General features: G+C 37.8%; 11 protein-coding genes and 1 tRNA gene. 6 read left to right on the top strand and 6 right to left on the bottom strand.

The window, feature by feature from the left end:
* The first annotated feature begins 76 nt into the window (after positions 1–76).
* Positions 77–1,144, top strand: coding sequence for an alpha/beta hydrolase (locus CHV_RS02920; RefSeq protein ID WP_034577199.1), 1,068 nt, complete (start codon positions 77–79; stop codon positions 1,142–1,144).
* A gap of 195 nt (positions 1,145–1,339) precedes the next feature.
* On the opposite strand, the gene CHV_RS02915 is transcribed toward CHV_RS02920, so the two are convergent.
* The 4 genes from CHV_RS02915 to lpxB all read right to left on the bottom strand — a co-directional run bounded on the left by CHV_RS02915 (position 1,340) and on the right by lpxB (position 4,998).
* Entirely contained in the window at positions 1,340–2,728 is a 1,389-nt protein-coding gene (locus CHV_RS02915) for an ankyrin repeat domain-containing protein (protein WP_338140148.1), read from the bottom strand.
* Complete coding sequence (locus tag CHV_RS02910; RefSeq protein ID WP_165393820.1) at positions 2,707–3,063, bottom strand: ankyrin repeat domain-containing protein; 357 nt, start codon at positions 3,061–3,063, stop codon at positions 2,707–2,709. The genes CHV_RS02915 and CHV_RS02910 overlap by 22 nt, the downstream gene beginning before the upstream one ends.
* Positions 3,064–3,440: 377 nt before the next feature.
* Positions 3,441–3,875, bottom strand: a complete 435-nt coding sequence (gene ruvX, locus CHV_RS02905) for a Holliday junction resolvase RuvX (protein ID WP_320408510.1) — start codon at positions 3,873–3,875, stop codon at positions 3,441–3,443.
* Positions 3,853–4,998, bottom strand: a complete 1,146-nt coding sequence (gene lpxB / locus CHV_RS02900) for a lipid-A-disaccharide synthase (RefSeq protein WP_034577195.1) — start codon at positions 4,996–4,998, stop codon at positions 3,853–3,855. Before lpxB ends, ruvX begins: the two co-directional genes overlap by 23 nt.
* A gap of 549 nt (positions 4,999–5,547) precedes the next feature.
* Between lpxB and metG the strand changes: the two genes are divergently transcribed.
* The 5 genes from metG (at position 5,548) to CHV_RS02875 (ending at position 11,787) form a co-directional block, all read left to right on the top strand.
* Positions 5,548–7,242, top strand: coding sequence for a methionine--tRNA ligase (gene metG / locus CHV_RS02895; protein ID WP_034577193.1), 1,695 nt, complete (start codon positions 5,548–5,550; stop codon positions 7,240–7,242).
* Between the two features lie 76 nt (positions 7,243–7,318).
* Positions 7,319–9,961, top strand: coding sequence for a pyruvate, phosphate dikinase (gene ppdK, locus CHV_RS02890; protein ID WP_051602195.1), 2,643 nt, complete (start codon positions 7,319–7,321; stop codon positions 9,959–9,961).
* 31 nt (positions 9,962–9,992) lie between these two features.
* A complete protein-coding gene (tsaB, locus tag CHV_RS02885) occupies positions 9,993–10,661 on the top strand; it encodes a tRNA (adenosine(37)-N6)-threonylcarbamoyltransferase complex dimerization subunit type 1 TsaB (protein ID WP_034577191.1) in 669 nt (222 codons plus the stop codon).
* Positions 10,662–10,840: 179 nt separating this feature from the next.
* Positions 10,841–11,608, top strand: coding sequence for a porin family protein (locus CHV_RS02880; RefSeq protein ID WP_034577189.1), 768 nt, complete (start codon positions 10,841–10,843; stop codon positions 11,606–11,608).
* A gap of 107 nt (positions 11,609–11,715) precedes the next feature.
* Positions 11,716–11,787 (top strand) — tRNA-Glu (locus CHV_RS02875).
* 255 nt (positions 11,788–12,042) lie between these two features.
* Here CHV_RS02875 and radA read toward each other — a convergent pair.
* Positions 12,043–13,401: a DNA repair protein RadA gene (gene radA / locus CHV_RS02870; RefSeq protein ID WP_034577185.1), complete on the bottom strand. Its 1,359-nt coding sequence runs from the start codon at positions 13,399–13,401 to the stop codon at positions 12,043–12,045.
* A 36-nt stretch (positions 13,402–13,437) separates the two neighbouring features.
* Positions 13,438–14,766 (bottom strand): tRNA lysidine(34) synthetase TilS, encoded by a 1,329-nt coding sequence (gene tilS / locus CHV_RS02865; protein WP_051602194.1) that lies wholly within the window; start codon positions 14,764–14,766, stop codon positions 13,438–13,440.
* Positions 14,767–14,868: the final 102 nt, after the last annotated feature.

Genomic DNA, 14,868 nt, shown 5'->3' with positions numbered 1-14,868 from the left:
ATTTAATCCAATAAGCCAACATGCAAGCTAATTAATATTTTTAGTTGGTTATCATATATAACTACTTATTCGCTTTATGCGCACAAAAAATAGAGTCGATCTATCTAGTTTAGATCAAGCAGCTACCTTTGCCGTTTTGCTTTTACATGGTTTGTACGCCCACGCAGATGAGCTAAAACCCATTGCAGAAATGTTGACCAAACAATTTGGGAAAGCGATTTTTATCATGCAACCAACCTGTAGAACAGGACTAAAATCTCTCCTACAGTCTATAGATCAACAAGCAGCGCGCATGCTTCAATGGATAGAACTTGAACTGATCCGATGTCACAAAAATCCTATTTCTTTTCCCATCATTATCATTGGATATAGTCAAGGTGGTGTATTGGCTTGTACTTTAGGTAGATTGTATAAATCTCAGCTCAATATACTGGGTATCATTACCCTTAATGCACCACTAATGGGTACACCGTTACTTGAGCGAACCGGTAAGGATATGCAGAAATTTATATCTGATGGAGCAGCTGGATTGCAGCTTATAGATTATCCACTAGTTAGAATCAAATGGATCAGCATGGTAGCAGCGTGGGTATACACGCTTGCTCGTCTAAGTTGGGCGCCGGTCAATGGTTTAAAAGACATAGCCCCCAATAGCAGATGTCTAAAAGGCATATATACGTTTTTGCAAGACAACGTTGACATACCTTGTTTACTGATCGGTACCTATCAGAATGATTTACTATCCTTATTCAACACTGATATCAAAACAACCAAGGATCACGAGTCAATAGCCCAATTAAATGACGCTTACGCACTATTTATTAGTGGTAAAAAGGGGGCAAAACATGATACTTTGATTCCACTAGCCAGTCAATTATGGAAGGAAGAAAATGTACATACCCCAATACCCTTAGATACAAAAAATTTAGACCATACATACCTACCTATAGTTGGGTCCAACCATCCCCCAATAAAGAGAAAAATCTATAAAGGGCTACTTCATGCCAGAAACTTAATTGCCATAGATCCTAATTTATTCGTAAACCATTGTGAAACAGTTCTTTATGCGCACTCAATACAAGCCGATTTAATCCAATATATTAAAGGATTGGTACAAAACGCTGGAAAAGTCGTAAAGAAATGATCAGCGGATCTGTCGCATCTGTGTTTGATTTTAATATAGTTTTCTGCCTTTTCGTCTTAAATTATCGAAATAAAATTCTTGCTTTTTGTCCGGTTTTTTCAGCCCACTATATTACTGAACTAACAGAAAAGCAATAAACTAGATAGCCCTATTAGCGGTCTACATAGAACATAGAATTTGATTTTGTAAAATTTTTTAGCAGTTTAACACATTTATTTTTCTTGTTTTTAGCAATATCAAGGGCTGTTTGGTTATTATTATTTTTTTATCAAAATCAATATCAGGATGATGCATTAGTTTATAAACTGCTACTGGATGATCTTGCACGGTTGCCAAATGAAGTGGAGTATGGCCATTGTTATCTTTTTCATTGACTTCAATATCTCTAGCATTTAGTAATGCGCTGATTACTTCTATATGACCATTGTATGCTGCCCAATGAAGTGGTGTAAAGCCATTTTTATCTTTTTCATTGACCTGAATATCAAAATTTACAGAATCATTCAATAATACCTCAACTACTTTTATATGGTCGTTTTCTGCTGCCCAATGGAGCGCTGTAAAGCCATTTTTATCTTTTTCATTGACTTCAATATCTCTAGCGTTTAGTAATGCACTGACTACTTCTATATGACCGCTGCATGCTGCCAAATGGAGTGGTGTAAAACCATTTTTATCTTTTTCATTCACCTGAATATCAAAATTTACAGAATCTTCTAGCAATTCCCTTACTACTTCTATATAACCCTTATATGTTGCCCAATGGAGCGGGGTATAGCCAAGATTATCTTTTTCATTGACTTGAATATCTTTAGCGTTTAGTAATACATTGACTACCTTTGTATGACCGTTGAATGCCGCTAAATGCATCGGAGTCCAGCTATCTAAGCCTTTTTCATTAACCTGGATCTTTCTCGTGTGCACTAATTCTTTCACTACTTCTATTTTACCGCTTCTTGCTGCCAAATGCAACGGGGTATAATCATTTTTATCTTTTGGATTAACCTGAATGGCTCTAGTGTGTAATAATTCCTTAACTATGTTTATATAACCCTTAAATGCTGCCCAATGGAGCGGCGTATAGCCATCATTTTTATCTTTTTCATTGGGCTGAATATTTTTAGCGTTCAGCAATTCTTTCACTGCTTCTATGTCACCGCTCCTTGCTGCCCAATGGAGCGGCGTAAAGCCATTTTTATCTTTTTTATTGACATTAATCTTAATATGTTTAGTATGGAGTAATTCCTTTACTACTGCTATATGACCCTTATATGTTGCGCAATGCAGCGGGGTATAGCCAAGATTATTTTTTTCATTGACGTGCATATCAAAATTTTCAGCAGCTTTTAGTAATTCGCTTACTATGGCCATATGACCCTTCCATGCTGCTAGATGAAGTGGTGTACAGTTATTTTTATTTTTTTTATTGATATTGATCTTAGAATTTGCAGAATTTTTCAGTAATGCCCTCACTATTTCTATGTGACCGTTATCTACTGCCAAATGTAGGGCTGTATAGCCATTTTCATCTTCGTCGTTGATCTCAATACCTTTAGCGTTTACTAATGCTTTAACGACTTCGATATACCTTTTTTTGATGCAATATGCAACGCAGTATATCCATCATTATTTTTTTTATTTATATATTTTGTTAATAAATTTAAAAGTAAAGTAGGTATATCCTGTACCCTATTTTGCTTGACAGCTAGGTGAAGTAAGGTATTGCCCAATTGGTCTATATTGCAATGCGTTAGTCTTTGCTCTGTAGTTGATGCTTGTCTACTTTCATTATGATTCATATCATATTTGATTAAATTATTACAAGCCGTATTAAACCATAAAAGAGTGCTACTTACTACTACTGCTGAAGGGGAATATTTGCTATGTGATCTGTATGTATATTTATATTTATTAGGCATAAGCATGAACTAATTTTAAGTATTGAAGGTATTCAATCTAGATCGTTACTGCCTTGCTAATAAAATATCCTAATGGCCAGATAATGGCTAGATAGCGGCAATAAATAACGGAACAAGCAAACTTGAACCAATCTACAAACCTACTAAACCTAATAACCTAATAACCTAATAATTAGTAAGCTGGATCTTTGTATTGAAATATTCTTGTTGTATTATAGTTTTATTATACATAATATTATTATAAAGTACAAACCGCTACATGGATAGAAAATTCTAGTAGCATGGCCTAAACGGGAGGCCGCATAGACTGATTCTATTCTATCTCAAGGTCTTTCTATATTTAAAGCAGTTAAAAACAGATTGGGTATCATAAAGCATTATACAACTGCTTGCCTATTTAAAAAAGATTGCAATATAAGTGTGGCACTTACCTTATCTATATTGCTTTTATCTGCTCTATCCTTTTTAGCGTAACCAGCTTGATAGAGTCCCTCTGCAGCCAACTTAGAAGTAAATCGCTCATCTTGGTAATAGAGACCTTGTCCTGGAAAGTTTTTTTTTAATTGCGTGCCGATGTGCGCTACGATCCTACCCATTTTAGAAGGTTTCCCGTTCAAATGTTTGGGCATACCTATCACAAAGGTGACCACCTTTTCTTGTTGGAGATAATCTTTCAAAAAAAGCCATAAAACAGGCGCATCAATTGTCTTTAAAGGAGTCGCGATTATTTGTAGGGGATCCGTTACAGCAATACCGACCCGCTTGAGTCCATAATCTATAGCCATAACCCTACCTGGTTTTTTTTCCATCATTTTTCTGATTTTGAAGGTGCTGTTTGATTTGGACTAGGATGTGCCTTGCGACTGTTGCAGCCGCATGCTGTGGCCCTAGTAATCGGCGAATCGTTGGATAAGCCGCTTGTTGTTTGGCTTTACCATTGCCCGATAAAAGGTTGGTTAAAGTTACATGAAGTTTTTTATCTGTTAGCTGATATTGAATCAGCTCTGGAACAATGGGCTGGTTCATCAAAAGGTTGACCAAAGAGATATGTTCTACCGTGATGATGCTTTTGTAAAAAAAGTAGGCTAATGGATGCAATTTGTAGACGACTATTTGTGCCAGATTAAATAAAGCAGCTTCTAAACTAGCTGTTCCAGCAGCAATGATCGCCACCTTTGCAACGGCCATTAAGTCATAGGTTTGGTCATAAATGACTTGAACCGTAGGCGGGCATAGCGCTTGATACAAACTGCTTGGAACCACACTTAATCCAGCTACTACAAACTGATAGCCTTTAAAATAAGCAGCCTGGGCAACCATTAGAGGCAATAAACGTTGAATTTCATCCAATCTACTACCAGGAAATAGTGCTATAATCGGCCGATGGTCGAGGCGATTGTCTGCAATAAAAGAGGGATTGATGCGATGATCACCAACTTTTTGAACCAATGGATTACCGACATAATCAATCGTATGATAGCCTTTTCCCTGGTAATAGGCTACTTCAAAAGGTAAAATGGACCACACTTGGTCTACATTCCACTTGATTTTTGTAATTCTTTTTGGACCATGTGCCCAGATTTTAGGCGGTATATAGTAGTGTACTAAAAATCCATTTTTTTTAGCAAATGCAGCAAGCCGCATATTGAAACCACTGTAGTCAATTAAAACAACGACAGCTGGCTGGTAGTGCTTTAGACTTTTTTTGCAAAACTTTAGCAACTGCCATAAGGTATACCACTTTTTTAAAAAATCTATCCCCATGTAGGCGATTTTTGAACCATCTACGCTACAAGGCTTACCCATCGCTTTAGACATAGCCTCCCCTCCACAAGACCAGAAATCAGCATGGTGATCTATTAATTTAATCTGTCTAATCAAATCAGCTCCATGCATATCCCCGGAGTGCTCGCCTGCAATAACATAATAACGCATAGATAATTAGATTTTACATGCCACCCCTGTCATACATGCTGGAGGCAATAGGCCAAATGAGAAATATCTGTTTACCACACGCTACAATTTCCATTAATTTAACCAATAAAAGTAAAAAATCTAATCTAACCTCCATTTGAAATTATACTTATTGTAAATCAGTAACTTAAAAAGTTATAATTGGTTTTCGATGTGATGTAGCTAACAAATTTATCCCCATTTTATTTGTCTCTGAGGGATTATATATTTATTTGTTAATCAGTATAAAAATAACCAATTTGGTATTGGTTAATGACTAACTTTTTAAGTTTTTTTGTATAAAAAGCTTGTAAAATAAAGATTGGGATTTTAGGCTAAAGCCCTTGCAATAGAAAATTGAAATGGCTTTACTTTTAATCTTAGTACCAAGATACAATGCTATCATTTAATAAATCAGCCGTATAGATGTAGGATAAAAAACAAGAAACTCTTAATATATTTGCTTTTGGCAATAGCCCTTATCATTGTAATGTTTACAAAATTAATAGTAAAAATTATCTATATATTTAAATGGCTCATCCAAAAAGATATACGGTTACCGCTGCATTGCCCTATGCAAACGGCCCCATTCACTTAGGTCATGTGGCAGGTGCCTATCTTCCTGCTGATATTTACGTCCGTTATTTAAGGCAAAAAAAAGCTACGGTAGTCTTTATCACTGGTTCTGATGAACATGGGGTACCTGTAGTGATTCGTGCTCAGCAAGAGGGAACTACCCCCCAAAAGATAGTCGACAAGTACCATATGCTCATTAAAACAGCACTGCAGGGGTTGCATATTAGTTTTGATATTTTTGCAAGAACTTCCTCGCCTGCTCATTGTACAATAGCATCTGACTTTTTTAAAGCATTGCACCAAAAAGGCATATTCGAAGTCCATGAAACGGAACAATATTACGATCCTGTTTGTAAGCAATTTCTATCTGACCGCTATGTTAAAGGCAACTGTCCAAAGTGCAATCATTCAGGTGCTTATGGAGATCAATGTGAAGTATGTGGCAGCATACTTAGTCCAGAAGAGCTGGTGGATCCTATCTCTGCGATTAGTGGTGCAAAGCCTATTTTAAAATCAACCAAACATTGGTATCTACCCCTACATAAGTATGAAAATTGGCTTAAAAAGTGGATTTTAGAAGAACATAAAGACTTTAAAACCAATGTATATGGTCAATGTAAAGGCTGGCTAGACCAAGGGTTAAAGCCCCGTGCTGTCACCCGTGATTTAGCTTGGGGCATCCCTGTTCCACTTCCTGAAGCCATAGGAAAGGTGCTTTATGTTTGGTTCGATGCGCCGATTGGGTATATTAGCGCAACCAAGGCTTGGGCTGAAGCACAACAGGTCGACTGGGAGCCTTTTTGGAAAGATCCCGATACAAAGCTGGTCCATTTCCTTGGAAAGGATAATATTGTATTCCATTGTATTATTTTTCCTGTTATGCTCAAAGCCCATGGCCAGTTTATTTTGCCGCAACAGGTGGCAGCCAATGAATTTTTAAATCTAGAGGGAGAAAAAATTTCTACTTCCCGCAACCATGCGGTTTGGCTCCATGATTATTTGGAAGCTTTTCCGGGTAAAGCAGATGTATTGCGTTATGTACTCTGTTCCATTGCGCCAGAAAACAAAGATAGCGACTTTACTTGGCAAGATTTTCAAGATAAAAACAATCGTGAACTGGTAGCCAACCTCGGTAATTTGGTACATAGAACCTTAAGTTTGGTACACCAATATTTTGGCGGATTGGTACCACCTGGTATTGCCCTTAATGAGGCAGACCAGGCGCTATTGGCTACATTAACAGCTTCTTTTACAGTAGTAGGTAAAGCTATAGAGCAGTTTAAGTTTAAAGAAGCACTCCAATTATGCATGGGTTATGCTACATTAGGTAATAAATATCTAACGGATAGGAGACCCTGGCATTTGGTAAAATGTAACCCAGAGGAAGCCGCCCCTGTATTGCATGTCGCGTTGCAGCTTATTGCTACCTTAAGCCTGCTGATTAAACCTTTTTTACCTACAACCAGTGAAAAAATTGCTCATATGCTGGGAGTACAAGAAACAGGTTGGGACGATGTCCATGTAGCCCATCTTGTTAAATCAGGAAATCCAGTAGCATCGCCTGTATTGTTATTTGAAAAAATTGAGGATACGGTTATTGAAGCACAAAGAAGAAAATTACACAACAGCTCTACTGACCCAATCGGGTAAACAAATAATTGGTTAGGCTGCCATTATATATGGAAGTACCTAGCATCTAATCTATTCTATAAAATACTAATATAGCATGTTGCATAAAAAGCAAATCGAACAATGGGTATATCGTTTTGGTTACGATACAGATTATTCTAATGGTCATCCAGCTATATTGGGCAATAAAGGCTATGGCCTGGCACAAATGTCCTCTTTGGGCTTTCCGATTCCGCCAGGTTTTACCATTATAACCCATGGTTGTAGGGACTATTATGCAAAGGGACAAACGGTTGCCCAACCCATTTGGGATCAAGTGGTAGCTGAGATCCAACTACTTGAAAAAGAAACAGGCAAGCATTTTGGAGGGGGGCCTTTCCCATTGTTGTTGGCCCTACGTTCTGGCGCTAAAACCTCTATGCCAGGTATGATGGATACATTGCTTAACCTTGGTCTAAACGATGAAACGGTCCAACTATTAGGTCATGCTACCCAAGATTTTAGATTTGCCTATGATAGCTATCGTCGTTTTATAGAAATGTATGGACATATCATTATGGGCATCCCCCACCATCTATTTACAGCTGTATTAGATGGCATAAAACAACAAGACAATCTTCCTCATCAGGAAGGATTAAGTCTTAACGCATTGCATACAGTTATTGATAGCTATAAAAAAATAATTTGGACCCATACAGGTACTACCTATCCACAAGATGTCTTTGAACAGCTTAGAAAGACTATAGCGGCCATTTTTGCATCTTGGAATGGCGCAAGAGCAGTTACCTATAGAAAGTTAAACCATATAGATGATCAAGATGGTACAGCCGTTACCATTCAGTCTATGGTATTTGGCAATAGAGGTACAGATAGTTTAACCGGTGTCTTATTTACTAGAAATCCATCTACAGGAGAACGAAGTTTATTTGGTGAATATTTAATAAATGCCCAAGGTGAAGAACTGGTTTCAGGTCTAACGACCCCTTTGCCCATCACCAAACAAGGTATACCATCCATTCAAAAAGCCGACCATGCATTGGAAGAAAAATATCCCCTTATTTTTGGTCAGCTTAGTAAATTAGCGATTGAATTAGAAAACCATTTTAGGGAGATGCAAGATATTGAATATACCGTTGAACAGGGTAAACTATGGCTGTTGCAGACTAGAAATGGTAAGCGTAGTGCCAAAGCTGCTGTTAAAATAGCCATTGATATGATGCAAGAAGGTAAGATTGATGCAAAAGAAGTATTGAAAAGGATAGATTACAACCACATAGAGCGACTCTTGCATCCTACATTGGATGACAACCAAACCATAGAAGTATTAACCCAAGGGCTTCCTGCTGCACCAGGTGTTGCCTCTGGTGTAATTGTCTTTTCACCAGAAGAAGTAGCAGCCATTGCAAAAACAGAAAGCGTGTTATTGGTTAGACCCGAGACTACGCCTGATGATATAGGTAGTATGGCGATGGCAACAGGCATTTTAACCACCAAAGGAGGCATGACCGCACATGCTGCTGTAGTAGCCAGAGGTATGGGCAAACCTTGTGTATGCGGTGCGCATGATATTACTATAGATAGCCAAAATAAATGGCTGGTTATTGGCCAGACAAAAATCCCAGCGGGTAGTTGGTTGACCATTAATGGTACTACCGGGCAAGTGATAAAAGGTAAAGTAGCCACTATTAGACAGAAGCCTTTCCCTGAGTTTATAACCTTCATGCAGCTGGTAGATAAGCTCAAAAGAATGGAGGTAAGAGCCAATGCAGAAACTGTTCAAGATGGAGTCGTAGCACGATCTTTTGGTATGGCAGGTATAGGGCTTTGTAGAACAGAGCATATGTTCTTTCATCCAGATAACATGTGCCTATTTAGAAAAATGATCTTAACCCCTTCTAAAACATCCCGTATCGACTTTTTAACAAAATTGATGCCCATGCAAAAAAGAGATTTTAAGGCTCTTTTTCAAATGCTAGATGGATTACCCATTACCATAAGATTGTTAGATCCACCTTTACATGAGTTTTTACCCAGCCATCCAAAAGATCTCGCTGACTTAGCCTTGCAAATAGACTATCCCCTTTCTGAAGTAGAAAAGCGTATAGAGGTGCTTTCTGAAGTAAATCCAATGTTAGGCCATCGTGGTGCTAGGTTGGCCATAACCTTTCCAGAAATTTATGTGATGCAGCTTGAAGCCTTGTTTGAGGCAGCATTAGAAGTAGAGAAAGTTGCATTAGAGATTATGTTACCCCTTGTTTTTGATGCCAAAGAAATAATTTTTCTTAAAAATATCATAGAAGAAGTACATCAAAAAATAGCACCGCATATTGTATATAAGCTTGGCGTAATGATAGAATTACCAAGAGCAGCCTTACAAGCCGCAGCCATTGCACCATTAGTCGATTTTTTTAGTGTAGGCACCAATGATTTAACCCAAACTACATTTGGTATTTCACGTGATGATGGCGCAAAGTTTTTAGAAGATTATCAACAAAAGGGGCTGTTGCAAGCAGACCCTTTTGTTACCGTTGATCAAGAAGGTGTTGGCACATTGATTCAAATGGCTGTAACGAAAGGTAGATCGACAAATCCAACATTAAAAGTAGGCATTTGTGGTGAACATGGGGGTGATCCAGCTTCTATCCAGTTTTTTGAGTCAATAGGGTTAGACTATGTATCCACTTCTCCCTATAGAGTACCTATTGCAAAGTTAGCCGCCGCAAAGGCAAGTTTGGTTTGAATCGGTTATCATTAGTAAAATATACTGCTATATGTCCCTTATTTTAAGCATTGAGACTGCCACAGCGGTCTGTTCCGTTTCATTACATGATAGTGGTACCCTTATAGCCCATACTGCACTTTGCATGGATCGTTCCCATTCTGAATACTTAATGCCAATTATAGAAGCTTTATTAAACAACAGCAACTGTGATAAAAAATCATTGGCGGCCATAGCCATTTCTGCTGGCCCTGGTTCCTATACGGGATTACGGATTGGTAGCGCAGTGGGAAAAGGTCTTTGTTATGGATTAGATGTGCCACTTATTTCGGTTTGTACGCTAGAAGCTATTGCCTATGGCATGCGTCCATTTGTTGATGCGGGTACCTTACTATGTCCTGCCATTGACGCGAGGCGGACAGCTATTTATACCCTTATAACGGATCAAGTTGGTCAAATCAAACGTCCTCCCCATGTAGCGTTATTAGATAGCCAAGAATACCGAGATGGACTTCCCAACCAACCCTTACTGTTTTTTGGAGATGGTGTACTGAAATGCAAAACATTCCTTATAGAAAACAAAAACATCCGTTTTATAGAACAGGTAGTCCCTTCTGCTATACAAATAGGCTACTTGGCTTTTGCTAAGTTTCAACAACAGCTTTGGGCAGGTGTTCCCCATTATACCCCTTGTTATTTAAGCCAGTTTCAGGAAAAATAAAAGAATCTAGTATATTTATTTGGTTTTTTTTTGAATTAGCCTTAATATTGCTTCTATTAAGTCATTAGTGAAACCAGATTAGCTTATAATAGCGTCAAATTACTGCTGAGCAGTAAAGTTCATGTATACATGAATCAATAATAGTAAAAAGTTATTCACACACAATTTTTAATATTAATATGAAAAACATAAAAAAAACTTTAATGGCAGGCCTTTTCGCTTGTGCTGCATTTAATGCTCAGGCAGAAGTAGATCCTTTTAGCTGGGGCGCCAAAATTGGCCCAAGTTTGTCTTTTGCCACGGCGGATCCAGGTACTAGGATTAATCGGAATAAAGTAAGTGGTAAATTTTTTGATACCGTTTTTGGTCACGTTGGTCTCTATGCTGAATATGCATTTAACGATTATATCGGTATGGGGTTAGAACTTGGCTACATGAAACTAGGAGGGACCTTAACGGAAGACAAGACGGCCACAGAAGAAAACAAAAGTACAAATGATGAAAATGATAAAGATAAGACCAATGCTAGTGGGTCGACTTCATCTATTGCGATGGCTAGCCATGGTATTGCTGTTCCGCTCCATCTACACATCTATCCATTGGGTCGTGAAGAGGAATCAGGTATTTTAAAAATTAATTTAGGTGTTACCCCTTACTTGCCAATAACAACAACCTGCAAAAAAAATGGTACGGATATAGCCGTAAATAAGGATCAAGAAGGAGAGCTCCCATCTTATAGATTTGCCCTGCATGGTGGTGTTGGATACGAATTCCCGTTTGGGCTTGCTATTGATGCGAAGTATGGATTTGGCCTTTTTGAAAAATTTAGGTTAGTAGGAGACACCCCTTCCACAACTATATTTGACAATGCTGCTCATTTAATCAAATGTCCTACACAGCATCTTACACTTGGTGTAGGTTTTAATTTTATGTCTTTATTGACGTAGTAAGCTAGAAATAAACCAATAAGCCCTTTTGTGGGCCTATTTTCTATTTTATCTGGGTTTCATGGTAGCCAGCTGGTGTATGCATCAGCTGGCTTTTATTAAATAAAGGCCCGTTCGTCTAGGGGTTAGGACGTCAGGTTTTCATCCTGGAAACAGGGGTTCGATTCCCCTACGGGCTACGCCTTATTGTAATTGGTTTTTATTTTTTTAGTTGTTAAAAGTTATACTAAGCAAAATGTCCATTTAAAAGCTATATTGAAATTTTTTTTTCAGCCATAGTTGTAAAACAGTTTTTTAGGGTAAAAGTTTAATACGTGTAATCTGTTTCATTAAAACATTGCAAAAAATGCATTCTGGCCGCGCCATCGTGCTAATGTTTTTATCGTCGTAAGCGCAATTGCCTCTGTAAAATTAAATTTTAACCAACACTTTTTTTATAAGAATATTAAAAATAGCATACATATGCTGCTTATTAAATCTTTTAAATTTTTAATAAAATTAATTCCTATATTAGAAGATATAGACAGCTGTTGATGTTGTGTAGCTACAAAGGCCTCTTTAAACCCTAATTTTTCCGCTTCTGCTATTCTGTGCTCTAGTCTTTGTACCCCTCTTAGCTCTCCGCCTAGTCCAACTTCTGCTATAAAACATTTGCTACTGGAGACAACCCTATCCTTTAAAGAGCTTACAACTGCCATACAGATGGCTAAATCCAATGCAGTATCGTCTGCCCTAAGCCCCCCTGTAATATTTAAAAATACATCACGGTCATGTAGCCGCAATCCAGTTCGCTTTTCTAATACAGCTAGCAACATGTTCAATCGTTTGGGATCATAGCCGGTAGCGTTTCGTTGAGGATTTCCATACCTAGTTGCTGTTACCAATGATTGAATTTCAAGAATCAATGGCCTAGTGCCTTCTAAACAAGCGCCAATAGCTATGCCACTTAAAGGATAATCCTGTTGAGAAAGTAGCATAGAGGAGGGATTCTTAACACCATGCAGTCCCGTTGCTTTCATTTCATATATCCCTAATTCTGATGTAGGACCAAATCTATTCTTTATGGTCCGTACCATGCGATATAAGCATGACTTATCTCCTTCAAACTGGAGCACTGTATCTACCATATGTTCTAATAATTTGGGGCCTGCTAATCCCCCATCTTTATTGATATGTCCTATTAAAAATAGGGCTACTTCCTTACTTTTGGCATACTGTAACAATCGTGTGGTACAAGCCTTAATCTGATTGATACTCCCTACCGATCCTTCCTCTGCTTCATCATATACGGTTTGAATGGAATCTATAATCAATACAGTTGGTTCCAAATCATTTGCATGTTTGAGTATCTCGAATAAAGCAGACTCCTGTAGTAGAAAGCAGTTTGGTGAAGATAATTCAAGACGAGAAGCACGTATTTTAATTTGATTTTCTGTTTCTTCTCCAGATACATATAATACTTTAATGGCTTTTAATTGTAAAGCTATTTGTAGCAAAAGGGTTGATTTACCAATACCAGGCTCGCCACCTAACAGTACCAATGAGCCTGGAATAATACCGCCACCCAGTACTCTATTAAATTCTGGGTCTTCCGATAGCAGACGTTGACTAGTAGTCGGTTGAATCTCCTCTAATCTTTTGGGGTGGTTCGTAGATGGTTGGGTTACCATGATGCCCCGTTTGGTATTAGGGCTTGCGGTAAATTGGGTGACTTTATTCCATTCTTTACACCCATCGCATTTTCCCTGCCATTTGGCATATTCAAGCCCACAGTTTGTACAAACAAATGTCATATAAATTTTGTTTAGTTCCCTAATATAAAATAAATCTTATGGTTTAGTACATCTTATTTCACATACCGTTTGTGTGGTTTCGGTTACCTTAAAGCGTTCGTCTATTCTATAGCCTATTACCCATACAATTTGATCATTACTTATGATAACGCATACCTTTTCTTTGATAGCAATTGGTATTTTCAGATCAATTAGTAAATCGCTGATCTTTTTACGTCCTTTCATACCAAGGGGATAGAAAAAATCTCCAGGCTTCCATGGACGTATGATCAGTGGAAACTGCAACTTATCGTAGTCCAATGCTGCGATAATGGTTGTTTTTTTTAGTATATAGTTGGCATTCCTGTAACAATGAAAGTGCAAAAGATGATTCCCGTATGGAATGGATCGTGTCGTACTTGCAATTACCTGTTCTGGCAACGGTTCTGTTTTTTTTTTGCTTACCAACCAATTTTCTCTATCTATATATAGTGTATATGCTGTTGAATGGATCATTTTTCCACTGGTCCCAGTAGTGGTAAGTAGCTGTTTGATTTGTTTAAAGGTAAAGCCATAAGGACGCAATAGTTCAAATGTTACCGTAGTGGCCCATGGCTGGTCAATGATGGGGTGCATGGCTAGGTAATGGATCTCCTCTTTAAAAGTGCTTACCTTTTTTTTTATCTGATCCATATGTTTGTCAAACAGGTTTCCAATATCTTTCAATTGTATAGCTGTTGCTTGTATAGTTGAGCCAAGGTTTGGATTAACTTGATGTAAAAGGGGGATCACTTTATTTCGAATAAAATTCCTTTGATAATGATTGCATTGATTGGAACTATCTTCTTCCCAATGCAACTTTTGTTCTTTTGCATAATGTATGATTTCGTTTTTTCTAGCGAAAAGTAGTGGACGTATGATCTGATGGTGCATCGGCTGAATGCCATAGAATCCTTTAATACCTGTACCTTTAATAAAGTTGAGTAGTATGGTTTCCATCACATCATCCCAATGATGTGCTGTAGCTATTTTATCCCATCCATTTTGTTGTAGTAGTCTATTAAAAAATTGGTAACGTAAGCTTCTAGCAGCCATTTGTATAGAGACCTTGTGGTTCTGTGCGAAGGTTTTTGTCTCAAATCGAGTGGTATAAAAAGGGACTTTATAAGATCCGGCCAATGCTTTTACAAATTCGGTTTCCCCATCTGCTTCTGCGCCACGTAAATTAAAATTACAATGGGCTATAGCAAAAGGTAAGCAAGCCTTTTTAAAAAGATGGCAGAGTACCACAGAATCTACCCCACCACTTACTGCTAAAAGAGTGGTTTGATGGCTATCTACGATTAGCTTTTTCTCCGCTATAAAGTATAAAAAAGAGGTGAGCATAGTTTTAAAGTTGAAACCTTCTCATAAATAGCAAACGATGGATATGGTTACCTTTATCTAAACGAAGCATAAAATGAAGCAGTATAGTTACCAAATTATATG

This window comes from Cardinium endosymbiont cBtQ1 of Bemisia tabaci (assembly GCF_000689375.1).
In the GTDB taxonomy this organism is placed as follows: Bacteria; Bacteroidota; Bacteroidia; order Cytophagales; family Amoebophilaceae; genus Cardinium.
Note: the sequence above shows the minus strand (reverse complement) of the source record. Positions and strands in the feature narration are given on the sequence as shown.

What these genes read in the sequence shown, in the direction of transcription:
- ruvX (WP_320408510.1), bottom strand. Translation starts at nt 3,875, where the DNA reads ATGATGGAAAAAAAACCAGGTAGGGTTATGGCTATAGATTATGGACTC.
- lpxB (WP_034577195.1), bottom strand. Translation starts at nt 4,998, where the DNA reads ATGCGTTATTATGTTATTGCAGGCGAGCACTCCGGGGATATGCATGGA.
- CHV_RS02920 (WP_034577199.1), top strand. Translation starts at nt 77, where the DNA reads ATGCGCACAAAAAATAGAGTCGATCTATCTAGTTTAGATCAAGCAGCT.
- CHV_RS02910 (WP_165393820.1), bottom strand. Translation starts at nt 3,063, where the DNA reads ATGCCTAATAAATATAAATATACATACAGATCACATAGCAAATATTCC.
- CHV_RS02880 (WP_034577189.1), top strand. Translation starts at nt 10,841, where the DNA reads ATGAAAAACATAAAAAAAACTTTAATGGCAGGCCTTTTCGCTTGTGCT.
- ppdK (WP_051602195.1), top strand. Translation starts at nt 7,319, where the DNA reads ATGTTGCATAAAAAGCAAATCGAACAATGGGTATATCGTTTTGGTTAC.
- metG (WP_034577193.1), top strand. Translation starts at nt 5,548, where the DNA reads ATGGCTCATCCAAAAAGATATACGGTTACCGCTGCATTGCCCTATGCA.
- radA (WP_034577185.1), bottom strand. Translation starts at nt 13,401, where the DNA reads ATGACATTTGTTTGTACAAACTGTGGGCTTGAATATGCCAAATGGCAG.
- tsaB (WP_034577191.1), top strand. Translation starts at nt 9,993, where the DNA reads ATGTCCCTTATTTTAAGCATTGAGACTGCCACAGCGGTCTGTTCCGTT.
- tilS (WP_051602194.1), bottom strand. Translation starts at nt 14,766, where the DNA reads ATGCTCACCTCTTTTTTATACTTTATAGCGGAGAAAAAGCTAATCGTA.